Genomic DNA, 26,198 nt, shown 5'->3' on the forward strand with positions numbered 1-26,198 from the left:
AGTTCGTTTAAACCCGATTCGTACGCGCACCGAAGGTGCGCAGATGCGCCAGCACGCGCCGGCTCATCTCTCCCAGCGGCGCCACCTCGTCGGCAGCGCCGATCGCAATGGCCTCCTTCGGCATGCCGAAGACCACGCAGCTTGCTTCGTCCTGCGCCAGCGTGAAGGCGCCGGCCTTCTTCATTCGCAGCAGGCCTTCGGCCCCGTCCTTGCCCATGCCGGTGAGGATCATTCCGATGGCGTTCTTGCCGGCATGCCGCGCGGCCGAATCGAAGAGCACGTCGATCGACGGGCGATGGCGATTGACCGGCGCCTCCTGGTCCAGCTGCGCGACATAGTTGGCGCCGCTGCGGGCGAGCGACAGGTGGTAGGCACCGGGCGCGATGTAGGCATAGCCAGGTAGCACGCGCTCGCCTTGCTCCGCTTCCTTGACCGTGATGCGGCAGAGGCCGTCGAGGCGCTGGGCGAAGGATTTCGTGAACCCGGCGGGCATGTGCTGGGCGATGAGCACGGCCGGGCAGTCCGGCGGCAAGGGCTGCAGCACTTCGCGGATCGCTTCGGTGCCGCCGGTGGAGGCGCCGATGATGATCAGCTTCTCGGTACTCAGCAGCGGGCTGCGCAGCAGCGCTTCGGGCGGCGCATCCGCCGGGGCCCTGGCGGCCGCGACGCTGCGCGACGGCAACAGCCGGGCGCTGAACGCCGTGCGGATCTTGCCCGCGATGAGCTCGGTGTAGTTGAGTAGTCCGTCCCGCACGCCGAGGCGCGGCTTGGTCACGAAGTCGATGGCGCCTAGCTCCAGGGCGCGCAGCGCGATCTCGGAGCCACGCTCGGTCAGCGACGACACCATCACCACCGGCATCGGCCGCAGGCGCATGAGCTTCTCGAGGAATTCGAGCCCGTCCATGCGCGGCATCTCGACGTCGAGCGTGAGCACGTCCGGATTCGTGACCTTGATGAGGTCGCGCGCCACCAGCGGGTCCGCCGCGGTGCCGACGACCGTCATGTCGGGCTGGCTGTTGATGATTTCGGTCATCACGCTGCGGATCAGCGCCGAATCGTCGACGCACAGCACCTTGATCTTGTTCGCGCTCACCAGCTTCCTTTGGTTCGGGCCGCGGGCGTGGCCTCGCCGACAGCGCCTGGCGCCCCGAGGGCGCCGGGGGTGGAGCGCCGGGGGGTCGAGAGCTTGCGCAGCAGCTCGCCCTCCTCGCGCTGGATCAGTTGCACATCGGTCTGGCCGCGCAGCTTGCGCACCACCGCCTTGCCGCTGGCCGGCATGAAGCACACGCGGCGCGCATGCTGGCCCCGCAGGTCCTGCGCCGCGACGCTGATGCGCTCGGCCCGCAGGTAGCGCAGCACGAAGTCGGCGTTGCGGTCGCCGATGTTGAGCGTGGTCATGTTGGCCAGCACCGCAGCACCGCCGAAGACCTTGGCCTGCAGCCGCTCGCGGCGGGCGCCGGAGCGGATCATTTCCTTGACGAGCACATCCATCGCATACGCGCCGTAGCGCATCGATTCGGTCTGGTCGCGCGTCGTGGCTTCGCCATCCTCGGGCAGCATGAAGTGATTCATGCCCGCGATGCCGTTGTCGATGTCGACGATGCAGGCCGACACGCACGAGCCGAGCACCGTCGTCAGCACGGTGTCGGTGGTCGTGACGTAGTACTCCGACGGCAGCAGCTTGACGGCCATGCTGCCCACATCGCGATCGAAGTAGTGGTGGCTGGCGACCGATCCCGGCACTGCCGCGTTCATGTGGAACCCTTGCCCGGACTGCTGCGCGCGAGCTCGTAGACCGTGTGGCCCAGCGGCTTGAAGGTCTGGTTCACGAGCGAGGCATTCTCGGAATGTCCGGCGAACAGCAATCCGTTGGGCTTCAGCAGGGGCGCGAAACGGTCCAGCACCTTCTTCTGCGTCGGCTTGTCGAAATAGATCATCACGTTGCGGCAGAAGATCGCGTCGACCGGCTCCTTCACCGACCAGGAGGGATCCAGCAGGTTCAGCCGCGAGAACTTCACCATGGCCGCGACCTCGGGCCGGATGCGCACCTTGCCGGCGTTCGAACCCGTGCCCTTGTTGAAAAAGCGACGCAGGCGGTCGGGCGAGAGGCGGCCGACCTGCTCCGAGGTGAACACGCCGGCCGACGCCTTCGCGAGCACGGCCGTGTCGATGTCCGTCGCGATGATCTTCGCGGCGCTCGCGCGCTCACCGAGCGCCTCGATCAAAGTCATCGCGATCGAATAGGGCTCCTCGCCCGTCGAGGCCGCCGCGCACCAGACGGTGACCGGCTGCGTCGCCTTGCGCACATGCTCGGCCAGCACCGGGAAGTGATGCGCCTCGCGGAAGAACGAGGTCAGGTTGGTCGTCAGCGAATTGATGAAGGACTGCCATTCGTCGCCGTCCTGCCGCGACTCCAGCAGTTCGAGGTAGGTCGAGAACTCGGGCAGGCGCAATTCGCGCAGGCGGCGCGACAGCCGGCTGTAGACCATCTGCCGCTTCTGCTCGCCCAAGGCGATGCCGGCACGGCGATGGATGAGCGTCCGGATCTTCGAGAAGTCGTTGTCGGTAAAGAGGAATTCGGAGTTCACGGCCAGGGTCGGTGCTTGGCTTTCAATGTACATAGGGAGCCTCTTTTCCAATGGTTCGATCAACGGGACAAAAGCCGTGCAAATCGGCGCCCGCTTCAGTCGGCCGCCTCGACCGCGCTGACTTCCTGCGACCAGACCATCGCGGAAAGGTGTGCCGCGTTCACCTGATCGGCGCTGACGAACAGCGCCTCGGCCAGGCGCGCCGGCTCGCCATTGCCGGTCTCGCAGGCTTCGACCAGCGAGAGAAACGGTGCGTAGACGCCCTTCCGCTCCAGGATCGCCTGCTGCACCGATTCGGCGAGCTGCACCTTGGCGAGCACCTCCTGCATCGAAATGCCCAGCAGCTGGTCGATGAGCGAGAACATGCCCACCACGAAGAGGTTGTCGGACTCGCTGGAGGGCAGCATGCCGTGCCCCATCAACTCGACGAAGCGGCCGCGCATGATGGCCTTCTTCATCATGAAGGGCGAGCTGGCCTTGTTGCTCGTGGCCAGCAGCAGCGACAGCCAGCGGAACAGCGGCGAGTAACCCAGCATGGCCACCGCATGGCGCAGCGAGGTGATCTCGACGCCCGCGCCGATGGCCGGGGAGTTGATGTGGCGCAGCAGCCGGTAGGTCAGCGCGGCATCGCGCTTGAGCGCCGACTCGATGGTCCGCACGTCCTCGTTGCGCTGAAGCATGTGCATGAGCCGCACGATCAGCATCGACTCGGGCTGCAGGATGTCCGTGCCCTCCACGGGCGGCGGCGAATGGTTGCCTTCGACGAAGACGTCGACATAGCGCGCGGCGCAGGCTTCGAAGTTGTCCCAGCTCTCCTTGCGGCTTGCGATCAGCTGCACGGGCGGCTGCTCCGGCCGCCTGTTCTCGCGAACGCTGGCGATCAGGTCCCTGTCGCCGCTGCCCACGTCGAAGTGCGTGATGACCTCGAGCAAGGCCGGGTCGAGCGGCATCGCCTGCGCCCTGCACAGCATGAAGCCGAAGCCCTGTTCGCGAAGGAACAGCAGCATCGAGCGCGTGTCCGCATCCATGAGGTCGTCGATGCCCATGCACAGCACCACGTTCTCCGCCGGCAGCGCCTGGAGTTCGTTCTGGAACAGGGCATCGACCGTGACGTCGAGGAACAGCACGAGCCGCCCGAGCCGCCACCGGGGCGCGTTGAGATGCTTGGAAATGTTAGACAGCAGCGCCTTGAATTGCGCCGAAGCGTCCTGCGCATCCTGGCCGCCCGCAGCGCGCCAGGCCATCCTGTAGCCCTTGACGCGCTTCTGCGCATCGAGTTGAAGGGCGTAGCTCACATAGCCGTTGGCGCCCTGGGGCTCCAGCAGCTCGTCCGTCGGCTCGCGCGTCTCGTCCTGCAACTCGACGCGCGCGCCGCGCTCGGCCACCGCCGTTTCGCCGGCCGATCCCTGGCGCTTGAAAAAGTCAAACCGCATTTCAAATCTCTCCGTCTGAAGCTGATTTCGATCGCCCCGTCACTGCAGGATGTACGGGGCATTGCTTGGTGGGAGGGGTTCAGGCTGCGATGGCCGCCGACCGCGACGCGCCGGCCAGTGCCGCGCTGCTCGCCGCCTGCGCACGCTGGATGCGCGGCATCGCGCCGACGTCGATGATGAAAGCCACGCTGCCGTCGCCGAGGATCGTTGCCGCCGAGATGCCGGGGACCTTTCGGTAGTTGGTCTCCAGATTCTTCACGACGACCTGGTGCTGGCCGAGCAGTTCGTCGACCAGCAGCGCGAAGCGCGCATCGTCGGCCTGCACGATCACCAGGATGCCCTGTGTCGGGTTGACCTGTGCGCCCGACACGTCGAACACGCGGTGCAGCTCGATGAGTGGCAGGTACTCGCCGCGCACCTTGATGACATGGCCGTCGCTGGTGATGGAGTGCAGGTGCTCCGGAAGCGGCTGCAGCGACTCGATGACGTAGCTCAGCGGCAGGATGTAGGCCTCGTTGCCGACCTTGACGGACATGCCGTTCAGGATCGCCAGCGTCAGCGGCAGCACGATGCGCGTGGTGGTGCCATGGCCGCCGCGCGACTGGATCTCCACGTGCCCGCCCATCTCCTGGATGTTGCGCTTGACGACGTCCATGCCGACGCCGCGGCCGGAGATGTCGGTGACCTGTTCCGCGGTCGAGAAGCCCGGCGCGAAGATGAGTTGCCACACCTCGTCGTCGGGCATCGACTCGCTCACGTTGAGGCCCTGCTGCATCGCCTTGGCGAGGATCTTCTCGCGGTTGAGGCCGGCGCCGTCGTCGCTCACCTCGATCACGATGTTGCCGCCGTGATGCTGCGCGGACAACAGCAGCTGGCCTGTCGCTTCCTTGCCCTTCGCGAGGCGGATGTCCGGCGTCTCAATGCCGTGGTCGAGGCTGTTGCGCACCAGGTGGGTGAGCGGATCGATGATGCGTTCGATGAGGCCCTTGTCGAGCTCGGTTTCCTTGCCGAAGGTGTCCAGCCGGACCTGCTTGCCGAGCTTGGCGCTGACGTCGCGGATCACACGCGGGAAGCGGCTGAACACATAGTCCATCGGCATCATGCGGATCGACATGACCGACTCCTGCAGGTCGCGGGCGTTGCGCTCCAGGTGGCCGAGGCCGCTCAGGAAGCGCTCGTAGACCACCGGGTCGAGCATGGTGGCCGCCTGCGTCAGCATGGATTGCGTGATGACGAGTTCGCCCACCAGGTTGATGAGCTGGTCGACCTTCTCGACGTCGACGCGGATCGAACTGGATTCCTTCGCGCCGGGGGCCGCCGCAGCGGCCGCAGGGGATGCGGCGGGCGACTGCGACTTGCCGGGCGCCTCCACGGGGACGGCCGCCACGGAAGCCGGCGCTGGCGCGGCCGCTGCCGGTGCTGCAACGGGTTCTGCGGGTGCCGGCTCGGCCGACTCGCGCGTGATCTCGATCTGCGACTCGTCGATGACGAAGCAGCACACCGCGATGATGTCGTTCGGATCGCAGGTCGTCTCCAGCATGATCGTCAGCAGGTCGTTGCTGCGCGTGCGCGAGAGGATCTTGCCGAGGTTGTCGAGCTCGCCCGCGAGCAGGTCGCATTCGCTGTCCGACAGCCGCGAGAAGCGGATTCGCAATGCACCCTGCGCGTTGCCTGCCGCAGCCACGGGCGCAGGCGCCGCCGCCACCGGAGCGGGTGCGGGCGCCGGTGTCGGAGCCGCTGCGCCGTCGCCGTTCTCGAGCGCGAGTTTCTGAAGCACGGCACAGATGTGCGCGACCATCTCAGGCTCGGGTTCTTTGCCCGCCTGGTAGGCAGTGAGTTGTTCTTGCAAGGCGTCCTTCGTTTCCAAAAAGGCATCGATCATCGGAGCGCTCAGGCTCAACTGGCCATGGCGCGCCCGGTCCAAAAGGGTCTCCAGCAGGTGGGTGGTTTCCGTCAATGCGGTGAAGCCGAACGTCGCCGCACCACCCTTGATCGAATGGGCCGCGCGAAAGATGGCGTTGAGCTGTTCGCTGTCCGGCGACGCCACGTCGAGTTCGAGGAGCAGCTGCTCCATCTGCGCCAGAAGCTCGATCGCTTCGACAAAGAATGCTTGGGAAAACTGGCTGAGGTCCATCTTTTTCTGTTCCGAAGCCGGCCTGTGACAGCCGGCGTTGGGTCTCACGGTTACTGCGTCGGCGTCGATTGCTTGAATGACGTCAACTTCACGTTGCCGCCGCTGGGGATTCCGGACAGCGACGTGCCGGCCCGCGTGGTGGGCAGGGCAGCCGTGCCGCTGTTCTCGCGCTCGATGCGCTCCTGTGTCTGGCGATTGAGCAGGATGATGCTGATGCGACGGTTGATCGGGTTGCGCGGTTCGGCGTTGTCCAGGTGCATGCTGTCGGCCAGGCCGACGACGCGCAGCACCTTGGTCTCCGTCATGCCGCCCACGATGAGTTCGCGCCGCGATGCATTCGCGCGGTCCGCGGAGAGTTCCCAGTTGCCGTACGCCTTGTCGCCGTTGGTGTAGACGATGGCGTCGGTGTGGCCCGACAGCGTGATCTTGTTTGGCAGGTCGTTGAGCGTCGGGCCGAGCTCGCGCAGGATCGCGCGCATGTGCGGCACGACCTTCGCGCTGGCGAGGTCGAACATCGGGCGCTTGTCACTGTCGACGATCTGAAGGCGCAGGCCCTCGGTCGTGATGTCGATCATGATCTGCGAGCGGAACTGCTTGAAGACCGGGCTGTTCTCGATGAGCGCGTCCAGGCGCTTCTTCATGTCGGCGAGGCGAACGGCGTCCTCCATCTCCTCGCGCTCGGCGTCGGTCAGCTTCTCCTCGCCTTCGGCCTGGACCGGGTCGGGACCGCCGCCGGGAATCACGCTCGAACTCAGGCTGCTCTTGTCGCCGCCGTGCAGGGCGACCTTGAGCGGCATGCGGAAGTGCTCGGCAATGCCTTCGCGCTGCTTCGGCGTCGAGATGGACAGCAGCCACATCACGAGGAAGAACGCCATCATGGCCGTCATGAAGTCGGCATAGGCGATCTTCCAGCCGCCGCCATGGTGTCCGCCGCCTTCGCCGGCGACACGCTTGACGATGACGCGATGCTTCTCTGCGCTCATTGCTTTTTTCCGGGCGCTCAGCGGGCCTTGACTTCCCGAACGTGGTCATCCAGTTCGGTGAAGGACGGACGCTCGGTCGAGAAGAGCACCTTGCGGCCGAACTCCACCGCGAGTTGCGGCGCGTAGCCATTGAGGCTGGCGAGCAGCGTGACCTTGGCGCACTGGTAGACCTTCATGCCCTCTTCCACCTTCTGGTCGATGACGGTCGACAGCGGGGTCACGAAGCCATAAGCCAGCAGCACGCCCAGGAAGGTACCGACCATGGCGTGCGCGATCAGGGCGCCCATTTCCGAGGGCGGCAGGTTGGCCGAGCCGAGCGCGTGCACCACGCCCATCACCGCCGCCACGATGCCCAGCGCGGGCAGCGCATCGGCGACGCGCGCGAGGCTGTGCGAAGGCACTTCCGCCTCGTGCCGGATCGTCTCGATCTCGTGGTCCATCAGCGCCTCGATCTCGAAGGCGTCGGTGTTGCCGCTGATGACCAGGCGCAGGTAGTCGCAGAGAAACTCCATCACGCCGGCGTCGGCCATGATGGTCGGGTAGCGGCCGAAGATCTCGCTGTCCTCCGGCTTCTCGACGTCGGACTCCAGCTTCATCATCCCCTCCTTGCGCGCCTTGGCCAGGAGTTCGTAGAGGAGCGCCAGCAGGTCCATGTAGAGCTGGCGGTTGTGCTTGGACGAGCGCAGCAGGAGCGGCAGTTCCTTGATCGTCGCCTTGATGGTCTTGCCGTTGTTCCCCGCGATGAACGCGCCCAGCGCGGAGCCCCCGATCATCAGCAACTCGACCGGCTGGAACAGGACGCCGAAATGACCGCCCATGAGGCCATAGCCCCCGAACACGGCACCCACAACCACGAGATATCCAACCAGCACGAGCACGCGCGTCCCCTTTGCCCTCAGGCGTCAACAAGAAAAGAAATGAAAGCCTCAGGGGCCTCCGCCTGCGCCGACCGCCGGTTCCGCCGCGAGGACGGGACCTTCGGATGCCACTGCGTTCACGTCGGCGCCGATGCGCTTGGGGCTGCGGGCCTTGCCGGCGCGCGACGGCGGACGGCAAAGGACGCAGACATAACCGTGTTTGTTGTCGTGGGCGTGCGCGACGAAATGGCCGCCGCAGCGCGTGCATGCGCTGAGTTGCAGCATGTCGCTATCGAAAAATCGCACCATCGTGTAGGCGCGCGTGAAATCCAGCACGATTTCGCCGCCATGTGATTCAATTTGTTCTACATACAGGCGGTAGCTCTTGATCAGCGCCTGGAGCTCGCTTTCGTTGGCTTCGTGCAGCATGAAGCGGTACAGGTTGTAGAACATCGACGAATGGATGTTCGCCAGCCACGTCATGTACCAGTCGGTCGAAAAAGGCAAAAGGCCCTTGGGCGGCGAAACACCCTTCAATTCCTTGTAAAGCCGAATCAAGCGCTCGCGGCTCAGCCCGACTTCCGCTTCGAGGAATTGCAGGCGCGAACCGAGTTCGATCAACTCGACGGCCAATTGGACCTGACGGACCTCGCCGAGAACGCTTTTCTTGTTCATGCCAGTGCGCCCGCTTCACGTGCCTGGATCTGGCGTGCGGCCATCAGGATGGACATGTGCGCCTGCTGCAGCGTCGTGTCCTTTCCTTCGCCGAACACCGCGAACATCGGATGGTCGTCCAGCCGGAAGCTGCACAGCAGGAAATTCGATGCCGCCAGCTTCACGATTTGCGTCAGCGACATATTGGCCAGCAAATCGGCCAATTCGCGGCCAACGCCCAGACGGTACATGGCTGCCGCACGATCCTGTTTGGCGAGCTTTTGCGCCAAAAGCATATAGGCAAGATTAATGTCGCCAATCTCTTTCGAGATTTCGCCATTCGTCGTATTGCCGTCAATATCATCGAGTTCCACACTGCACTCCGTTCAATTCCATGCCTGTAGTCTAAACACAATTTTTAACATCTTTAACAATTGCACAGAGGGCCTTCCGGAAAGTGAGACTTATCTGACACGCGAGTCAGAATCGCCCCACAGGTGCGGCATTTTTCCGAGTGAAAGTAAGTAGATTTCATACAGGACAAAATAGCCGCTCGCGTACCGTTCAGATGCTCAAAAAGTATTCAAATTCAAGGCTGAAACACAAAGTAGTCATTTAATAAAACTGCAACAAACAATGAGTATTCATTGAAGTTGAAACACAAAGTATCAATTCAAAAACAGGGCCGTGAAATAGTTCATGGCGGTCACGCGGCCCCGGTTTCCAGCCCGTGGATCCAGGCCATCAGCTCGGCCACCGCCAGGTACAGCTGCGGCGGGATCTGACGGTCGAGATCGACCTGCATCAGCAACTTGATCAGGTCCGGCGACTGGTGCACGTAGAGCCCGTTCTCCCTCGCCTCCCGCATGATCGATTCGGCGACCACGCCGTAGCCCTTGGCCACCACGACCGGCGCCTTGGTCTTGTCCGCGTAGGACAGCGCGACCGCGCTTTGACGATCATCCATCTCGCTGTTCATGGCCGGCCAATCGCTGTGACTTGCAGTTCCTGCAGCCGAAAGCCGGCGGCTTCCAGTCGCTGCGCCAAAACGCCGCCGTCCGCGCGCATGCGCGTCAGGGTGGTCGCGTCGCTGGCTTCAAGGCGCGCCTGCACGTCCGAGCCGGCGAGGGTCAGGCGAAGATCGACCGCGCCGAGCCGGGGCAGGCTGAGCGACACGGTGGTCGACCAGCGCCGCGGGCTCTCTTCTTCCGAAGGGCGGGCTTCACGCTCCTCGATCTCTTCGTGGATCGCCCAGTCCATCGGCACGCCGGGCCAGGCCTGGCCGCTCCAGCGGAAGACGGCCGTCGCCAGCAGGTCGAGCTGCTGGTGCACGAGCGTCATCGCCTGCGGATGAATCACTTCGGTCGGTTGCTCGGGTGTCACTCCCGCCGTGACGGCGGCTGCGGCAGCGTGGCGAACGGCCGTCACTTCTTCGACCCGGTGGGCCAGAAGGTGCGCGGCTGTCGATGGCGCTTCGCCCCGGCGGTATGCGGCTTGCACGCGTGCGGCATCGGGCGCTGGATCCGATTCGGCGGGATGCGCAACGCTCGCCGCCGGCATGGGAACGCCGGCGTCCGGGGCGGATTGCGTGCCGCGCACAGGAAATGGCGGGGTCGTCGCAGTCGGCACGTCGGCCGGCTGGCCTTCGGCCGCAAGGACCGCCGCGCCTTGCGCGACCATCGCAGGCGATGCGTCCTTCGAGGCGACTTGTGCCGGCGCGTCGACGGAAGCGACCAAAGCCGCACTCGACTGAGCCGCTGCGGGCGATGCCCACCGCGCCTGCGGCTCCTGCGCCATCTGTGCCAGGCTGCGCGTGCCACTGGCGAACTCGACCAGGTGCGACTCGTAGAAGAGCCCACTGTCGGACACGGTCTGCGCCAATGCGCCCGCCAGGACCACCGTCGATGCGGTCTGGGCTGAAGGCCACGCGGGCGCAGTGCCCCGCACCGGCCCCGCATCGCCATGAAGATTGGCCAGAACCGCGCTGATGACACGCGCCGCGACCGACAGGTCGGCTTCCGAAGGCTGGCGCGCTCCAGCGGGCACCGGGGCATCCGACGGCCCGACGGGAATCAGCCGGTCGAGCGCCGCGTTGGACGGCAGGCGAACGTCGTTGACGACCTTCTGCACCTGCGAGACCGGGCCGGGCGCATTGATCTCGGTCTCGCCCTTGATAGCGAGCACGTCCAGCCGCGGCGAAATCTTCGCCGTCAGCAGGGAATCGATCAATCCGGACAGTCCAGTCATGGCGATTCCGCGTGCTTCAGTGCTGCGGCCCGTAGGCGCGGCCGAGGCTGCGCTGCTGGCTCAGCAGCGTCATGCGTGCGATCAGTTGCTCGATCTGCGGCTTCACCAGTCCGCACACCTCTTCCTGGTCGGCGCGGATGTCCTCGATGAGGCGTCGCGTTTCCTCGAACTGCGCCGGGTCCAGCGTCTCCAGCGGCTGAAGCACCTTCAGCCGGTCGACGATCTCCGCGCACTGGGCTTCCAGCTCCGGGAGCCGACCCCATTCCTTCGCACGGGCCAGCTCCGCCATGAACGCGACGCGCGAGGCGAGTTGACCGTAGCAGTGAACGACTTCGCTCGTGACCGCCATGTTGTCCCTTTTGGTTTTCGTGTTCATCGCGTGCGAATCACTCGCGCGCGGCGCCGGCGTCGATCTCGCGCCAGGCTGAAGCGATGTTGTCGAGAAGGCCATCGGCTTCGTCGAGCGCCTGCACGTCGTTGCGCAGGTTGGCGACCAGAAGCCTCTGGATGATGTAGTCGTAGAGCGCCGACAGGTTGTCCACCAGTGCTTCGCCCGCCGGGCCCGCCGCGTTCGCGTCGAGACTGGCCTTCAGGCCGCTGTCGACGATGCTGATCGTCTTGGAGATCGCGTTGCCCTTGGCCACGATCTCGCCGGCCGCCATGTGATGGCGCGCCATGCCGATCGCCGTCCTGGCGCCGTCGAACAACATGCAGATGAGCTGGTGCGGCGAGGCGCTCATCGCGGTCGTTTCCACGCCCACGCGCGCATACGCGCCGGCGCCGGTCCTGAAGGTGTGAGGTGTGTACATCGCCTGCTCCGCTCGTGGGGATTACTTGCTGCTGCTCATCGCATCGAACTGCTGCGTGAGGTACTTCATCGTGTTGTTCATGTTGCTCACCAGCAGGTCGAGCTGCGTGAACTGCGCGCGGTAGCGGTCCACCGTTGCCGTCACGTGGTCCTGCATCTTGTTGTACTGGTCGCTCAGCTGATCCAGCGTCTTGTTCACGCCGTCGGTCGCGACCTTCAATGCGCCGCCGGTGGACGTGAGGTCGTCGACCAGCTTGCTGATCTGCTTGCCGTAGCCGCCGGTGCTGCCAGGCGCGCTCGAGAACAGCTTCGCGACGCCGTCGAGGTCGGTGGTCGTCGCCGTGTGGAGCTTGGTCGCGTCGACCGCCAGCGTGCCGTCCTTCTGGAACGAGACGCCGATCTCCGTCAGCACTTTCTTGGCGTTCACATCCGTGCCCTGCGGCGCGGTGAGCGCCTGGCGCACGCGGGTCATCAGGTTGCGCAGCGTCGAGTCGCCGCTCAGGGCTGCACCGGTCTTCGCATCCGCGTCGTACGCGGTGAGCGTGGAGGCCGTGCTCTGGAGGGCGTTGTAGGCCTTGACGAAATCGTTGACCGCCGTCTCGACCGAACTCGTGTCGGCCGACGCCACCATGCTGGTCGTGCCCGTCTTGAGCAGGCTCAGCGTGGTGCCCTGGATGGATTCCTTAACGGTGTTGGACGGGCTGGTGACGGCGATCCCGTTCACCGTGAGCTTGGCGTTCTGGCCGGCCTGGGTCTGCTGCAGGTTCTGGGTGCCGGCGGGGTCGTTGCCCAGCAGGTTCTGAAGGGCCGCGTCGCCGGTGACGCCGATGCGCATGCTCGACGCCTCGCCCGTGCTCGACGACACCAGCACGAGACGGTTGGGCGTGCCGCTGCCGTCGTTCACGATGGTCGCCTTCACGCCGGCCTTGGCGCCGTTGATCGCGTCGCGGATGCCCTCGAGCGTGTTGTTGCTCGAGTCGATGTTGATCTGCACTGGCGCGTGGGCGGCGTCCGCGGTGAAGCCGGCGCCCGTGTACTTGCCGGTGACCGGGTCGAGCGTGCCGCCCGTGATGGTGCCGAGGTCGATCGTGAGCGTGCCGTTGCCGATCGCCGTCTTCGCGCTGGCCTGGCCGGCGGCGACCATCGACTGCGACTGCGCCAGCTGCGTCACGTTGATGGCGTAGGTGCCGGCTGCGGCGGTGGTATCGGTGGATGCGGACAGCACGTCCGTCGATGCGACGGTGGTCTTCACGTTCTGGAAGAACGCGGGAGACGACAGCTTGTTGGCGGCGGTCTGCAGCGTGGTGAGCGCGCTGCTGATCTGGCCATAGGCGGTCAGCTTGCTCGTGAAGCTGGTGGCGCGCGTCTGGATGTCCTTCAGCGGCAGGCTTTCCGCCGTCTGGAGCTGCGTGAGCAGTGTGCTGAGGTCGAGGTTGGAGCCGACGCCCAAGCTGCTGATCGATGCCATCTTGATTCTTTCTTCTTCGGTTCAGTTGTTCAATGGAGACGATGCCCTCAGGCGTCGTGGCTCATCAGGAGTCCCGGCACCTTGCCCTGGAGCACCTTCGCGATGCGAACGACCTCTTCGGTCGGGATCTGGCGGATGACCTCGCCGCTTTCCCGGTCGACCACCTTGACGATCACCTTGTCCAGGTCCTTGTCCACCTCGAAGTGAAGCCCGACCGAGCGGCTTTCCAGCGACGCGTTCACTTCCTTCACCGCGGTCTCGAGTTGCGTCGGCGTCGCCTCTTCCACGGCGGCCGGGGAAGCCTTGGCCTCGCCGGTTGCGGGGGCGCCTGTGCCTGCCGGGCGTCCGGCGAGCATCTGCATCCACCACTGGCGGTCGGCCGCGGGGGCGACGGGGATCGTCATGTTCCAACTCCTGCTTTGTTCGCTGTCCTATGAGGCCTGCCGCCGAAGCGCAAGCCGCAGAGGACAGCGCGGGCGCGTTCGCCCGCACTCGCCAGGCCCACCCCCGCAGGGGATGGGCCTGGCTTCCACTTCCGTTGGTCCTTTCCGTCGATTAACGCAGGAGGGACAGCACGCCTTGCGTGGTCTGGTTGGCCTGGGCCAGCACCGAGGTACCGGCTTGTTGCAGGATCTGCGCGCGGGTCATGTTCGACACTTCCGTTGCGTAGTCGGCGTCTTCGATGCGCGAGCGCGAGGAAGACAGGTTGGTCACCGTGGTGCCGAGGTTCGAGATCACCGAGTCGAAGCGGTTTTGCACCGCGCCGAGCTGGCCGCGCAGGTCGTCGATCTGCTTGAGGGCAGCGTCGATCTTGGCGAGCGGGTTGATCGTTGCAGCGCCAGTGAACTCGGCGGTGGTCGTGCCGCCAGCGGTGTCGCTCAGCTCGAGGACCGTGCCGGTTGCATCGATCGTGCCCGTGCCGTCGCCCGCGTCGACGATCGTGGAGGGGTCCGCAGCGTAGTTCTTGCCCTGGATCGTCACGTAGCCGGTGGTAGCACCCGTCGCATCGGCACCGACCTTGACCAGCTGGCCGGTCACGGTGGTGGCGGTCGTCACGCCGGCGTCCGTGTCGGTGAAGTCGACGCTGGCGGTGTTGAGCGTGACCTTGCCGCTGCCGCTGGTGCGGTCCACGGTGGCAGCGTAGTAGTCGTTGCCAGCCTTGACCACGAACACGCCGGTGCCGGCACCAGCCGTGTCCTGCACTTCGTGCAGCGACAGGTCGGCAGCGGTGTAGTTCGTGCCGTTGGCGGTGTTGAGCGCCGTGACGCTGGCCGGGTCGAAGTTGACGGCTGCGGAGCCGGTCGTGGCGGTGTTGTCGACCACGGTCGTGATCGCTTCGCCGACCTTCAGTTCGTTCTTCGACACGGTGAGGCTGTTCAGCTTCAGGCTGGCCGAGTCGATCTTCTTCAGGTCGATGTCGATCGTTTCGCCGTCGTTCGCGCCGACTTGCACCGACAGCTTCTGGTTCGAGCCCAGGACCTTCACGCCGTTGAAGTCCGTCTGCGACGACGTACGGTCGATTTCCGACAGGCGCTGCGAGATTTCAGCCTGGATCGAGGCCTTGTCGGCGTCCGAGTTGCTGCCGTTGGCTGCTTGCACTGCGAGTTCGCGGATGCGTTGCAGGTTGTTGTTGACTTCGGTCAACGCGCCTTCCGTCGTTTGCGCCAGCGAGATGCCGTCGTTGGCATTGCGCTGTGCAACCGTCAGGCCCTTGATGTTGGCCGTGAAGCGGTTGGCGATGGCCTGACCCGCGGCGTCGTCCTTTGCGCTGTTGATGCGCAGGCCGGAAGACAGCCGTTGAATCGCGGTGTTCAGCGACGACTGCGACTTGTTCAGGTTGTTCTGCGTGAGCAGAGAGAGACTGTTGGTATTGATGACTGACGCCATGATCGACTCCTGTTTGCAAAGGTTGTGGTAACCGGCTTTAGGCCGTAACGCTGGACCCGCTCCTACTTGAGACTCAAGCCATCGTTGGACTAGTTATCGGCAACCCTTTTCAAACATTTAGGGTGGAGGGCAAAAAACCCTGACCCCTCCAAGAACACCGCGGAACCGGCTTCGCCGGGCCGCAGGTGTTGCCCCCGGTCGGGGGCGGGCGAAGCGACACGAAGTGCGCGAAGCCCGGGGGCGAGCCCAAGCTCACGCGGGGAGGTTCATGACTTCCTGATAGGCGGACACGAGGCGGTTGCGGACTTGCAACCCGGTCTGGAAGGCCACGTTGGCCTTCTGCAGGTCGACCATCACGTCATTGAGCGCGATCCCGGGCTTGCCGAGTTCGAAGTCTTCCGCCTGGGCGTAGGACTTGGTCTGCGCGGTGCTGATGTTGTCCAGCGAGCGCTTGAGCTCGGCGGCGAATCCGCCGCTTTCGGAGGGCGCGGCCTGCGTGGGAGCGAAACCGGTCTGGAGCGCGGTGACCCGCATCTGCTGCAGGACGGACTCGATGGCGGCAATCGACATGAGGGACTCTCTTCTCTTGTGAACTTAAGGGTTGCTACAGAAGCACGCAGGTGCTCCGTCGTCCTTTCAGCGTACCAAGGGAAGACCCCGATTCAAGCCGCCAACAGACGGCAAAACCCCCCGTTGTTCGACCCATCGAATTCGTAACCGCTGCTGACAATCAACCGCGAAACGACAAGCCCGCTGACGACTTCAACGGCCTCCGGCATGACTCCTGAACAAGAAATCTCCTCCTTCACCATGACCACGCACTGCTCCGGCACCCCGGCCATGACGAGGGCTCGCGCATGAGTTCTGCGGCGCCCGCGAGCGTCGCGCCTACGGCGCCTTCGCTCCCTCCCCTTCTCGAACGGCTGCGCGCGCAGCCGAAGCTGCCCGCGATCATCGGCGCGGCAGCGCTGGTGGCCGCCGTCGCGGCCTTCACGCTGTACAACCGCGGCCCCGACTACAAGGTGCTCTACACCAACGTGTCGGACCGCGACGGCGGCGCGATCATCGCCTCGCTCCAGCAGATGAACGTGCCGTACAAGTTCGCCGATGGCGGCGGCGCGATCCTGATTGCCGCAGACAAGGTGCCTGAAGTGCGCCTCAAGCTGGCGGCACAGGGCCTGCCCAAGTCCGGCGGCGTCGGCTTCGAACTGATGGACAACCAGAAGTTCGGCACCAGCCAGTTCGCCGAGCAGGTCAACTACCAGCGCGCGCTCGAAGGCGAGATCGCGCGTTCGATCGAGTCCATCGGCACGGTCGAATCGGCACGGGTCCACCTGGCCCTGCCGAAGCCTTCGCTGTTCGTGCGCGAGCAGAAGAAGCCTTCCGCCTCGGTGGTGCTGACGCTGGCACGCGGCCGCAGCATCGACGAAGGCCAGGTCAGCGCGATCGTCCACATGATTTCCAGCAGCGTGCCGGAACTCGACCCCAAGGGCGTCACGGTGGTCGACCAGCGCGGCAACCTGCTCTCGGCCGCCAACAGCGGCGCGCGCGGGCTCGACGTGAGCCAGCTCAAGTATGTGCAGGAGATCGAGCAGGGCTACATCCGCCGCATCGAGACCATCCTGCAGCCGATCCTCGGCGCGAACAACGTGCGGGCCCAGGTCGCGGCAGACATCGACTTCTCGGTGGTCGAGCACACCGACGAGAAGTACGGCCCCAACCAGGATCCGCGCCACACGGCCATCCGCAGCCAGCAGTCGAGCGAATCGAACCAGCATGGCGGCCTGCCCCCGGGCGGCGTGCCGGGCGCGCTGACCAACCAGCCGCCAGTCAACCCGACCGCGCCGATCGCGACGCCCAAGCCTCCCGCGCCAGGCGCGCCGGGCGCAGCGGGCGCGACCAACGCGACCGCGGCAAGCACGACCCTCAGCTCCTCGGCCCCGACCGGCCCCGGCAGCTCACGCAAGGACGTGACGACCAACTACGAACTCGACCGGTCGATCCGCCACGTGCAACAGGGTGCGGGCGCGGTCAAGCGCCTGTCCGTGGCGGTCGTCGTGAACTACAAGGATGCCGCCGACGGCACGGGCAAGACCACCACCCGCGCGCTGACGCCGGTCGAGATCGACCAGATCCGGAACCTGGCCAAGGAAGCCATGGGCTTCAGCCAGGACCGCGGCGACTCGCTCAACGTCGTCAACAGCGCCTTCGCCGACGAGCGCGAAGCGCCTGCAGCCGAGGTGCCGTTCTGGCGCGACCACGAGAACATCGAGCTCGGCAAGACGGTCGGCCAGTACCTGCTGCTCGCCTTCCTCGCGCTCTTCGCCTGGTTCGCGGTGCTGCGGCCCCTGCTGCGCAAGCACCTGGCGCCGCCGGCCCCACCCGCGTCCGCGGCCCCGCCGCAGGAGGCCGCCACCGGAGAGCCCGCGCTCGACGAAGAACCCCGGATTTCGCCGGAAGAAGCCCTGCGCCAGCGCGAGGCACTCCGCCACAAGGCCGACATGGACTACGCCCACCACATCGCAGACCAGGATCCCAAGCTGGTCGCCATGTTGATTCAGCACTGGATGAACGCCAATGATCAGTGAAATCGGAACCCGCAAGAGCGCCATCCTGCTGATGGCACTGGGTGAGGACCGTGCGGCCGCCGCGCTGCACCTTCTCCCCACCGCCGAAGTGCAGACGCTCGGCCTCGCCATGGCCAAGCTCTCCTCGGTCTCGAAGGACGAACTCGCGGCGGTGCTCACCGAGTTCCGCCAGGAGACCGAGCAGCTCTCCGCGCTGCACCTCGGCTCCAGCACCTACATCCGTGCGGTGCTGAAGAAGGCGCTCGGCGACGACCGCGCCAGCAGCCTGCTCGAAGACATCCTGCAGGCGGACGAGCCGCACAGCGGCATCGATCGCCTCAACCAGCTCGAGGCCGGCGAGGTGGCCGAACTCATCCGCGACGAGCATCCGCAGATCCTCGCGACGGTGCTCATCCACCTGGACCGCATGAAGGCGTCGGAAGTGCTCGAGAAGCTGCCGACCCGCCTGCGTCACGACGTGATCATGCGGATCGCCACCTTCGGCGGCGTGCAGCCCTCGGCGCTCAACGAACTGACCGACGTGCTCACCGAAATGCTCTCGGGCCAGGGCCTGAAGCGCAGCCGCCTGGGCGGCGTGAGGACGGCGGCGGAAATCGTCAACCTCATGAGCAGCACGCAGGAAGAAGAGGCCATCGCCCATGTGCGGGAGGCCGACGAGGCCCTCGCGCAGCGCATCGTCGACGAGATGTTCGTGTTCGAGAACCTGCTGGGACTGGAAGACCGGAGCATCCAGCGCCTGCTCAAGGACATCGAGTCCGATTCGCTCATCATCGCCCTCAAGGGCTCGCCGCAGGAGTTGCGCGACAAGTTCCTCAACAACATGTCTCAACGCGCCGCCGAAACGCTGCGCGAGGACATGGAGCTGCGCGGCCCGGTGCGCGTGTCGCAGGTCGAGACCGAGCAGAAGGCCATCCTGCAAGTTGCACGCCGCCTGGCCGAGTCCGGCGAGATCGTGATTGCCGCGCCGGGTACCGATGACTTTGTCTAAGCACCCCTTCGCCTCCGGCGCGCGCTCCCGCCTGGCTTCGGCCTACACGCCGCCCGCCGCGGTCGCGGCAACGGCAGAGCTGGCGCGACCGAAGCTGTCGGCGTGGCAGCGCTGGGAAATGGACACGCTGAACGAGCCTTCGGCCTTGGCACAGCGCCACCCGGTCGCGCCTGTCGAGGTGGCGCCGTCGCCCGCCCTGATCCATGCCGCCGAGCTGGTGCAGCTTCGGCGCGAAGCACGCATCGCCGGCGAAGCCGAGGGCCGCAGCGAAGGCCGCGCCAAGGGCCATGCCGAAGGCCTGGCCGAGGGCCGCACCGAAGGCCTCGCCGCCGGCCTGGCCGCCGCGAGCGCGCATGCCGAGCAGCTCAAGGCGCTGTGCGCGAGCCTGCCTGCCGCCCTGCGCCGCGCCGAAAGCGAACTGGCCGACGCCATCCTCACGCTGGCGCTCGACGTCGCGCGGCAGGTGGTCCATCGCACCCTGCGCGCGGAGCCCGAGTGGGTGCTGCCGATGGTGCAGGACCTGCTGCACACCGAGCCTGCGCTGCAGGGCGAGCCCCGCCTGCTGCTGCATCCGGACGATGTCGCGCTGGTGAAGAGCAGCCTCGGCAACGAGTTGCAGACGGCGGGCTGGCAAGTGCGCGCCGACGAAACGATTGCCCGCGGTGGCTGCCGCGTGCAGTCCGCGACCGGCGAGATGGACGCGAGCCTGGAGACACGCTGGAAGAGCGTGACCGCCGCACTGCATCGCGACGCCGACGCGCAGGGAGTCTGAGCCATGGCCATCGACACGCAGGCCGCCGCGCCCAATCCCCACGTGCAGACGTGGCTTGCCACGCTCGCGCAAGCACGCAGCGATGTGAGCCGCGCCACGATGACCATGCAGTCGGGCAAGCTGACCCGCGCCGTCGGCCTCGTGCTCGAAGCCGTCGGCCTGCAGATGCCGGTCGGCAGCGACTGCCTGATCGAACTGCCACCCGGCCACCCGCAACGCCATGCCGAAGCCGAAGTGGTCGGCTTCGCCGGCGACCGCCTGTTCCTGATGCCGCAGAGCGAAGTGGCCGGCCTGCTGCCCGGTGCGCGCGTCATCCCGCGTCCGGGCACGACCGGTTCGGGACTGACGGGCGACGGCCACACCAAGCGCCTGCCGGTCGGCGAAGGCATGCTCGGCCGCGTCGTCGATGCGGCAGGTCGGCCGCTCGACGGGCTCGGCCCGCTCGACATCGCGCGCAAGGTGCCGCTGTCCACGCCGCCGATGAACCCGCTGACGCGCGCACCGATCGATTCGGTGCTCGACGTCGGCGTCCGCGCCATCAACGCGATGCTCACGGTCGGCCGCGGCCAGCGCATGGGCCTCTTCGCAGGCTCCGGCGTGGGCAAGAGCGTGCTGCTGGGGATGATGGCGCGCTACACCAGCGCCGAAGTGATCGTGGTCGGCCTGATCGGCGAGCGCGGCCGCGAAGTGAAGGATTTCATCGAGAACACGCTGGGCGAGGAAGGCCTCGCGCGCTCGGTCGTCGTCGCCGCACCGGCCGACAACTCGCCGCTGCTGCGCCTGCAGGGCGCCGCCTATGCGACCTGCCTCGCCGAATACTTCCGCGACCAGGGCAAGGACGTTCTGCTCATCATGGATTCGCTCACCCGTTACGCGATGGCCCAGCGCGAGATCGCGCTGGCCGTGGGCGAACCGCCGGCCACCAAGGGCTATCCGCCATCGGTATTCGCGAAGCTGCCCGCGCTGGTGGAGCGTGCCGGCAACGGCGCGCGCGATGCCGAGGGACGCGGCGGCTCGATCACGGCCTTCTACACCGTGCTCTCCGAAGGCGACGACCAGCAGGACCCGATCGCCGACTCGGCGCGCGCCATCCTGGACGGTCACGTGGTGCTGTCGCGCACGCTGGCGGAGGCGGGGCACTACCCGGCCATCGACATCGAGGCCTCCATCAGCCGCGCGATGACCGCGCTGATCACGCCGACGCAGTTCGACACCGTGCGCAAGTTCAAGCAGATGCTGTCGCGCTACCAGCGCAACCGCGACCTGATCAGCGTCGGTGCCTACGCGCCCGGCCACGACTTGCAGCTCGACCAAGCGATCGCGATGTACCCGCGCATCGAGGCCTTCCTGCAGCAGGCGATGGAAGAGCGCACCAGCTACGCCGAGTCGATCGCGCGAATCGGCAAGCTCTTCGACGGCCACTGAACCCAGCCAACCGCGTCACCGCAGCAAGGAACACCATGCCCCAGAGACTCCCCCTCGACACGCTGACCGACCTCGCGCGCACGCAGACCGACGATGCCGCGCGCCGCCTCGGCGCGCTGCAGAACGCCCAGCTCAGTTCGAGCCAGAAACTGGACCTGCTGCTGCAGTACCGACAGGACTACTACGACCAGCTGCACGCGCTGATGAACACCGGCCTGCCCACCGCCAAGTGGCGCAACTACCAGGCCTTCCTCGGCACGCTCGATGGCGCCATCGAGCAGCAGCGCGCAATCGTCGCCCAGGCCGCCACGCGGGTGGACCACGGCCGCGCCGACTGGCAGCACCACAAGCGCCGCCTCAATTCCTTCGACACGCTCGCCGAGCGGGTGCGTCGCCAGGAGATGCTGGCGCAGGCCAAGCGCGAGCAGCGCGACAGCGATGAACGATCGGCCCGGAAGTTCTTCGACCGCGCCGCCAACCCGACCCTTTGACGCCTCTGGATTCGCCCATGCCTACCCTTATCTCGCCTTCCCTCAATGTTCCGAGTTCGCAGGTCTCGTCCTCCGGCCCGCGCGGCCGCGGCGCCGAACAGGCCGAGGGCCGCAGCTTCGGCGCGGCGCTCGACCGCTCGCGCGCCAACGCCGCGGGCGCCCAGGAGGTGGCCGAGACCGACCTGCCGATCTCCGCGTCGGGACGCAAGCTGTCCCGTCCCGGCGAGAAGAAGAGCGAACTCACCGCCGCCGACGTGATGGCGCTGTTGGCCCCGCTGCCCGCGCACCTGGCTCCGAAGGCCATCGATGGCAAGGGCGGCGCAGCGGACGCGGCGAAAGGTGCAAAGGCGGTCGGCAACGCCGTGGATGGCATCACGCCCGACGGCAAGGCGGCGGCGCTGGCAGCGGACGACGCAGCGACCGCCGCGGCGACTTCAACCGATGCCGACACGGCGCAGGCAGCGGAGGGGGTGGCAGCGGCACAGGACGATGCCAAGGATGCGAAGACGGCTGCCAAGCCCACGACGGCCGGCGACCAGCAGTTCAAGGATGCGTTGGCGTCAGCCGCCCCGGCCAAGGGCATCGACACCACAGCGACAGATGCGACCACGCAGCCTGCTGTCGGCATGCCCATGCCCGCACCTGCAAGCGCAAGCGCTTCGAAGCCGGGAGCACCCGCCGACAAGGCCGCGATTTCCGAGATCGCGGACAAGGCCCAACCCGCCCTGCAACTCCCGGCGGCCGACAGCCTTAAGGTGGCTGCGACGGCTGAGCCCGGAGGCACCAGCCCGCTCGACGCCGCCTCCGACACCAGCCCGCAGCCCCTGCCGCAGTTCCAGTCCGTCGCAGCGCAGGCGACCGACCGCGCCAACGCGCCATCGACCTCCACGCCCGTCCTGTCGGTCGCTCCGCCCGTGGGCAGCGACGAGTGGGGCCCGGCGATCGGCCAGCAGATGATCCGCATGAACGCCAGCGGCCACCAGGTCGCCGAGCTCAACCTGAACCCGGTCGGCCTCGGCCCGCTGAAGGTCACGCTGACGATGGGCGACAACCAGGCGCAGGCCATGTTCGTGTCGGCCCATGAAAGCGTCCGCAAGGCGGTGGAGGCCGCATTGCCGCAACTGCGCACGACCCTTGCCGAACAAGGCATCAGCCTCGGCCAGACCTCGGTCGGCGCCGAGACGCGCCAGCCTTTTGGCCAGGACGCCGCCTTCGCGCAGCAGAACCCCTCGCGTTCGCCGAACCAGCCTGAATACCCGGGTTCGGCCCGGGCCGAGGCTGCCGCAGCGCCTTCGACCGGCGCCCTGTCGGCGCGACCGCTGCCCCGCTCCGGCGCGGGCCTCGACACCTTCGCCTGACCTTCACCCGAGACGCGCCCCTGGGCAATGAACGGATCTGAAGCGCTTTTCCACGCTTGATCAGCCGTTCGCCTGCCGGGGAGTTCGCAAAGAATAGACCGAACAGAAACCGATCCAAACCATGGCTTCCTCACCTCCCGTCGCACCCGCCGCCGCCGCGCCCCCCCGCTCATCGAAGCTGCTGATCGGCCTCCTGATCGGCGTCGGCCTGATGGCCGCCCTCGGCGCGGCCTACTTCTTCGTCATCGCCCCCCGGGCCTCGACCACGGAGGCGGCCAAGCCGGTGGTCCCGGAGAAGCCGATCTTCGTGACGCTGGAGCCGCTGACCGTCAATCTCCAGGGCGAGGGCCGCAGCAAGTTCCTGCACATCGGCATGTCGCTGAAGGTGCGCGACGAGCCCGCCAAGGCGCAGATCATCGAATTCATGCCCGAGCTGCGCAGCCGCGCCCTGCTGATGCTGTCGAACCGCCTGCCCGAATCGCTGGTGACCACCGACGACAAGAGCAAGCTGGCCGAGGAGATCCGCGCCGAGCTGAACCGCCCCCTGACCGACAACCTGCCTGCGCAGGGCATCGCCAGCGTTTCCTTCAACACCTTCGTGGTGCAGTGACCGCGTCCAGGCAGACAACCCATGGGCTATGAACAGGTCCTCTCGCAGGACGAGGTCGATGCGCTGCTGCAGGGCGTCACCGGCGGCAGTGTCGACCAGACCAGCAAGCCTGCGCCGCCGGCCGACGGCCTCCCGGCCTACGACCTCGGTGCGCCCGACCGCGTGGTGCGCAGCCGCATGCACACGCTGGAGGTCATCAACGACCGCTTCGCGCGCGGCCTGCGCGGCGCGCTGCTGAACTTCATGCGCCGCAGCCCCGACATCACGGTCGGGTCGGTGCAGATCCAGCAGTACGGCGAGTTCGTGCGGCACCTGCCGGTGCCCGCGAACATCAACATGCTGCACATGAAGCCGCTGCGCGGCACCGCGCTCTTCGTGTTCGACCCGAAGCTGGTGTTCCTCGTGGTGGACAACCTCTTCGGCAGCGACGGGCGCTACCACGTGCGCGTCGAGGGCCGCGACTTCACCCGCACCGAGCAACGCATCATCAAGCGGCTGCTGGACATCTCGCTCCAGTGCTATGGCGATGCCTGGCAGCCGGTGTATCCGCTGGACTTCGACTACGTGCGCGCCGAGATGCACGGCAAGCTGGCCAACATCGTCGCGCCCAACGAGGTGGTGATCAACACCACCCTTCAGATCGAATTCGGCCCCATCGGCGGCTTCCTGCACGTGTGCATTCCCTACTCGATGATCGAGCCGATCCGCGACCTGCTGTCGAACCCGATCCAGGACGAGGTCGAGATCGACAAGCGCTGGGTCAAGCAGATGTCCCGGCAGATGCAGTCGGCGGACGTCGAACTCGTCGCGGACTTCGTCCGGATGTCCTCGACCATCGGCGACATCCTCAAGCTCCAGGTCGGCGACGTGCTGCCCATCGAACTGCCGTCCACCGTCACCGCGCGGGTCGACGGCGTGCCGGTGATGGAGTGCGGCTACGGCACATCGAACGAACGCTACGCCCTGCGCGTGCAACACATGATCACTCACCAAGACAGCGACTCGAAGAACGACCATGACTGACAACACCTCTTCCGCGAGCGACGCGGACGACTGGGCCAGCGCCCTGGCCGAGCAGACCGCAGCCTCCCCCGCCGCGGCACCCGAGCCCGCACCCGCGCCGGCAACGGCGCAGGTCTTCCAGCAGATCCAGGAAACGGCATCGAGCGCCGTCAATGTTTCGGCCGTCGACATCGCGCGGGTGATGGACGTGCCGGTGCAACTCACCGCCGAGATCGGCCGCACGCGCATCACTATCAAGAACCTGCTCCAGCTCTCGCAAGGGTCGGTGGTGGAGCTCGACGGGCTCGCCGGCCAGCCGCTCGACGTGCTGATCAACGGCTACCTGATCGCCCAGGGCGAGGTGGTGGTGGTGAATGACAAGTACGGGATTCGGCTGACGGACATCATCACGCCCTCGGAGCGGATGCAAAAACTAGCCCGATAAATGGCTTACCCCCAGCCTCGCCCACTTCGTGTGGCTCTGACACCCCCTTTCAGGGGGCAATTCCGGCAGCCCGGCAAAGCCGGTTCTGCGGAATTCCTGGGCTCACCCCCAGGCTTGCCCACTTCGTGTGGCCGCCTACCCCCTTGCAGGGGGCAATTCCGGCAGCCCGGCAAAGCCGGTTCTGCGGAATTTCTGGGTTATTGCGCCCGGGTTCTGGCGATGGGGGTGGCGCTTGCGGCGCTGCCGGCGCATGCGGTGCTGCCTACGGTGCCGTCGCACAGCGCCGAAGTTGCACCGGCGGTCGGCGCGGGCGGGCTGTTGCAGGCGGGGGTCGGGATGGTGGTGGTGGTCGGGCTCATCCTCCTGTGCGCATGGGTGGCGCGCCGCTTCGGTCTGCAGCGGCTCGGTGGCGGACATGTCGTGAAGGTGGTGTCGAGTTCCAGCATCGGCCAGCGCGAGCGCGTCGTGGTGGTCGAAGTGGGCGCCACATGGCTTGTACTGGGCGTCACGCCCAGCCAGATCAACACCTTGCATACGCTGCCGGCCCAGGCTGTGAGCAGCGCACCGGCCGCGCCGGAAGTGGCGGCGCTCAAGCCCATGGATCTGTTCGCGCAGAAGCTGCGTGAATCACTCACCGGCAAGCCACGCCGGGCTCCATGATGCGCAGCGTTGTTCGTCGAAGCCTTCGGGGCGGCGTGGTGCTGCTCGCGGCGGCGCTGCCGATGGCGGCCTGGACGCAGGGGCTGCCGGGGCTGATCAGCACGCCGGGGCCGGGGGGCAGCCAGACGTGGTCACTGAGCGTGCAGACGCTGGTGCTGCTGACCTCGATGTCCTTCCTGCCGGCGCTGCTGCTGTGCATGACGAGTTTCACGCGGATCCTGATCGTGCTGGGACTGCTGCGCACGGCCATCGGCACGCAGTCGTCGCCGCCCAACCAGATCCTCGTGGGGCTGTCGCTCTTCCTGACTTTCTTCGTGATGTCGCCGGTGTTCGACAAGGTCTACGACGACGCCTACAAGCCCTTCTCCGAGAACAAGATCAGCACGGACAAGGCGCTGGAGCGCGGGATCGAGCCCTTCAAGACCTTCATGCTGCGCCAGACGCGCGAGAACGATCTCGCGCTGTTCGCCAAGCTCGCCAAGGTGCCCGACATGCAGGGGCCGGAAGACGTGCCGCTGCGGATTCTGCTGCCCTCCTTTGTGATCAGCGAACTCAAGACGGCGTTCCAGATCGGCTTCACCATCTTCATTCCGTTCCTGATCATCGACCTCGTGGTGGCGAGCGTGCTGATGTCGATGGGGATGATGATGGTGCCGCCCGCCGGCATCGCCCTGCCCTTCAAGCTGATGCTGTTCGTGCTGGCCGATGGATGGCAACTTCTCATCGGCGCCCTGGCGCAGAGCTTCTACACATGACGATGATTCACCCCCAGGCTTCGCGCACTTCGTGTCACTGCGCCA

28 protein-coding genes are annotated in these 26,198 nt (G+C 66.4%); 11 read left to right on the plus strand and 17 right to left on the minus strand.

Annotation, left to right across the window (positions count from 1 at the left end; genetic code table 11):
* Positions 1-7: 7 nt before the first annotated feature.
* From ACSFBL_RS07435 to fliE, 17 genes are all read right to left on the minus strand, one after another.
* Positions 8-1,093: a protein-glutamate methylesterase/protein-glutamine glutaminase gene (locus ACSFBL_RS07435; RefSeq protein WP_435515096.1), complete on the minus strand. Its 1,086-nt coding sequence runs from the start codon at positions 1,091-1,093 to the stop codon at positions 8-10.
* Positions 1,090-1,755, minus strand: a complete 666-nt coding sequence (cheD, locus tag ACSFBL_RS07440; protein ID WP_435515097.1) for a chemoreceptor glutamine deamidase CheD — start codon at positions 1,753-1,755, stop codon at positions 1,090-1,092. The genes ACSFBL_RS07435 and cheD overlap by 4 nt, the downstream gene beginning before the upstream one ends.
* The gene (locus ACSFBL_RS07445; protein ID WP_435515098.1) at positions 1,752-2,621 is read right to left on the minus strand and encodes a CheR family methyltransferase; all 870 of its coding nucleotides are present in this window, start codon (positions 2,619-2,621) and stop codon (positions 1,752-1,754) included. Before ACSFBL_RS07445 ends, cheD begins: the two co-directional genes overlap by 4 nt.
* Before the next feature lie 62 nt (positions 2,622-2,683).
* Positions 2,684-4,021, minus strand: coding sequence for an EAL and HDOD domain-containing protein (locus ACSFBL_RS07450; RefSeq protein WP_435515099.1), 1,338 nt, complete (start codon positions 4,019-4,021; stop codon positions 2,684-2,686).
* A 79-nt stretch (positions 4,022-4,100) separates the two neighbouring features.
* Positions 4,101-6,155: a chemotaxis protein CheA gene (gene cheA, locus ACSFBL_RS07455; protein WP_435515100.1), complete on the minus strand. Its 2,055-nt coding sequence runs from the start codon at positions 6,153-6,155 to the stop codon at positions 4,101-4,103.
* Positions 6,156-6,205: 50 nt separating this feature from the next.
* The gene (motB, locus tag ACSFBL_RS07460) at positions 6,206-7,138 is read right to left on the minus strand and encodes a flagellar motor protein MotB (protein WP_435515101.1); all 933 of its coding nucleotides are present in this window, start codon (positions 7,136-7,138) and stop codon (positions 6,206-6,208) included.
* Positions 7,139-7,155: 17 nt separating this feature from the next.
* The gene (gene motA / locus ACSFBL_RS07465) at positions 7,156-8,016 is read right to left on the minus strand and encodes a flagellar motor stator protein MotA (protein ID WP_435515102.1); all 861 of its coding nucleotides are present in this window, start codon (positions 8,014-8,016) and stop codon (positions 7,156-7,158) included.
* A 48-nt stretch (positions 8,017-8,064) separates the two neighbouring features.
* Positions 8,065-8,670 (minus strand): flagellar transcriptional regulator FlhC, encoded by a 606-nt coding sequence (flhC, locus tag ACSFBL_RS07470; protein ID WP_435515103.1) that lies wholly within the window; start codon positions 8,668-8,670, stop codon positions 8,065-8,067.
* Positions 8,667-9,023: a flagellar transcriptional regulator FlhD gene (flhD, locus tag ACSFBL_RS07475; RefSeq protein WP_435515104.1), complete on the minus strand. Its 357-nt coding sequence runs from the start codon at positions 9,021-9,023 to the stop codon at positions 8,667-8,669. Before flhD ends, flhC begins: the two co-directional genes overlap by 4 nt.
* A gap of 332 nt (positions 9,024-9,355) precedes the next feature.
* Positions 9,356-9,616 carry an EscU/YscU/HrcU family type III secretion system export apparatus switch protein gene (locus ACSFBL_RS07480; RefSeq protein WP_435515105.1) on the minus strand — a complete coding sequence of 87 codons (261 nt, stop codon included), beginning with the start codon at positions 9,614-9,616 and terminating at the stop codon, positions 9,356-9,358.
* 8 nt (positions 9,617-9,624) lie between these two features.
* On the minus strand, positions 9,625-10,896 hold the full coding sequence (gene fliK / locus ACSFBL_RS07485) for a flagellar hook-length control protein FliK (RefSeq protein WP_435515106.1): 1,272 nt from the start codon (positions 10,894-10,896) through the stop codon (positions 9,625-9,627).
* A gap of 16 nt (positions 10,897-10,912) precedes the next feature.
* Positions 10,913-11,272 carry a flagellar protein FliT gene (locus ACSFBL_RS07490; RefSeq protein WP_435515107.1) on the minus strand — a complete coding sequence of 120 codons (360 nt, stop codon included), beginning with the start codon at positions 11,270-11,272 and terminating at the stop codon, positions 10,913-10,915.
* A 10-nt stretch (positions 11,273-11,282) separates the two neighbouring features.
* Complete coding sequence (gene fliS, locus ACSFBL_RS07495; protein WP_435515108.1) at positions 11,283-11,705, minus strand: flagellar export chaperone FliS; 423 nt, start codon at positions 11,703-11,705, stop codon at positions 11,283-11,285.
* Between the two features lie 21 nt (positions 11,706-11,726).
* Complete coding sequence (gene fliD / locus ACSFBL_RS07500) at positions 11,727-13,172, minus strand: flagellar filament capping protein FliD (RefSeq protein WP_435515109.1); 1,446 nt, start codon at positions 13,170-13,172, stop codon at positions 11,727-11,729.
* 47 nt (positions 13,173-13,219) lie between these two features.
* Complete coding sequence (locus tag ACSFBL_RS07505; RefSeq protein WP_435515110.1) at positions 13,220-13,576, minus strand: flagellar protein FlaG; 357 nt, start codon at positions 13,574-13,576, stop codon at positions 13,220-13,222.
* A gap of 151 nt (positions 13,577-13,727) precedes the next feature.
* A complete protein-coding gene (locus tag ACSFBL_RS07510; protein ID WP_435515111.1) occupies positions 13,728-15,059 on the minus strand; it encodes a FliC/FljB family flagellin in 1,332 nt (443 codons plus the stop codon).
* 252 nt (positions 15,060-15,311) lie between these two features.
* Entirely contained in the window at positions 15,312-15,629 is a 318-nt protein-coding gene (fliE, locus tag ACSFBL_RS07515) for a flagellar hook-basal body complex protein FliE (protein WP_435515112.1), read from the minus strand.
* 287 nt (positions 15,630-15,916) lie between these two features.
* Between fliE and fliF the strand changes: the two genes are divergently transcribed.
* The 11 genes from fliF (at position 15,917) to fliP (ending at position 26,153) form a co-directional block, all read left to right on the plus strand.
* On the plus strand, positions 15,917-17,647 hold the full coding sequence (fliF, locus tag ACSFBL_RS07520; RefSeq protein ID WP_435515113.1) for a flagellar basal-body MS-ring/collar protein FliF: 1,731 nt from the start codon (positions 15,917-15,919) through the stop codon (positions 17,645-17,647).
* On the plus strand, positions 17,637-18,635 hold the full coding sequence (gene fliG / locus ACSFBL_RS07525) for a flagellar motor switch protein FliG (RefSeq protein WP_435515114.1): 999 nt from the start codon (positions 17,637-17,639) through the stop codon (positions 18,633-18,635). Before fliF ends, fliG begins: the two co-directional genes overlap by 11 nt.
* Positions 18,622-19,407, plus strand: coding sequence for a flagellar assembly protein FliH (gene fliH / locus ACSFBL_RS07530; protein ID WP_435515115.1), 786 nt, complete (start codon positions 18,622-18,624; stop codon positions 19,405-19,407). Before fliG ends, fliH begins: the two co-directional genes overlap by 14 nt.
* 3 nt (positions 19,408-19,410) lie before the next feature.
* On the plus strand, positions 19,411-20,832 hold the full coding sequence (gene fliI, locus ACSFBL_RS07535) for a flagellar protein export ATPase FliI (RefSeq protein ID WP_435515116.1): 1,422 nt from the start codon (positions 19,411-19,413) through the stop codon (positions 20,830-20,832).
* Positions 20,833-20,867: 35 nt separating this feature from the next.
* Positions 20,868-21,323 (plus strand): flagellar export protein FliJ, encoded by a 456-nt coding sequence (gene fliJ, locus ACSFBL_RS07540; protein WP_435515117.1) that lies wholly within the window; start codon positions 20,868-20,870, stop codon positions 21,321-21,323.
* Between the two features lie 17 nt (positions 21,324-21,340).
* Entirely contained in the window at positions 21,341-22,681 is a 1,341-nt protein-coding gene (locus tag ACSFBL_RS07545; RefSeq protein WP_435515118.1) for a flagellar hook-length control protein FliK, read from the plus strand.
* A gap of 121 nt (positions 22,682-22,802) precedes the next feature.
* Positions 22,803-23,291 (plus strand): flagellar basal body-associated FliL family protein, encoded by a 489-nt coding sequence (locus tag ACSFBL_RS07550; protein WP_435515119.1) that lies wholly within the window; start codon positions 22,803-22,805, stop codon positions 23,289-23,291.
* Positions 23,292-23,312: 21 nt separating this feature from the next.
* Positions 23,313-24,314: a flagellar motor switch protein FliM gene (gene fliM / locus ACSFBL_RS07555; protein WP_435515120.1), complete on the plus strand. Its 1,002-nt coding sequence runs from the start codon at positions 23,313-23,315 to the stop codon at positions 24,312-24,314.
* Positions 24,307-24,738 (plus strand): flagellar motor switch protein FliN, encoded by a 432-nt coding sequence (gene fliN / locus ACSFBL_RS07560; RefSeq protein WP_435515121.1) that lies wholly within the window; start codon positions 24,307-24,309, stop codon positions 24,736-24,738. The genes fliM and fliN overlap by 8 nt, the downstream gene beginning before the upstream one ends.
* Positions 24,739-24,957: 219 nt before the next feature.
* Positions 24,958-25,398 carry a flagellar biosynthetic protein FliO gene (gene fliO, locus ACSFBL_RS07565; protein ID WP_435515122.1) on the plus strand — a complete coding sequence of 147 codons (441 nt, stop codon included), beginning with the start codon at positions 24,958-24,960 and terminating at the stop codon, positions 25,396-25,398.
* A gap of 62 nt (positions 25,399-25,460) precedes the next feature.
* Positions 25,461-26,153, plus strand: a complete 693-nt coding sequence (fliP, locus tag ACSFBL_RS07570; RefSeq protein WP_435515337.1) for a flagellar type III secretion system pore protein FliP — start codon at positions 25,461-25,463, stop codon at positions 26,151-26,153.
* The last annotated feature ends 45 nt before the right edge of the window (positions 26,154-26,198 follow it).

Origin of the sequence: Variovorax glacialis, assembly GCF_051216375.1 — a bacterium.
In the GTDB taxonomy this organism is placed as follows: Bacteria; Pseudomonadota; Gammaproteobacteria; order Burkholderiales; family Burkholderiaceae_C; genus Variovorax.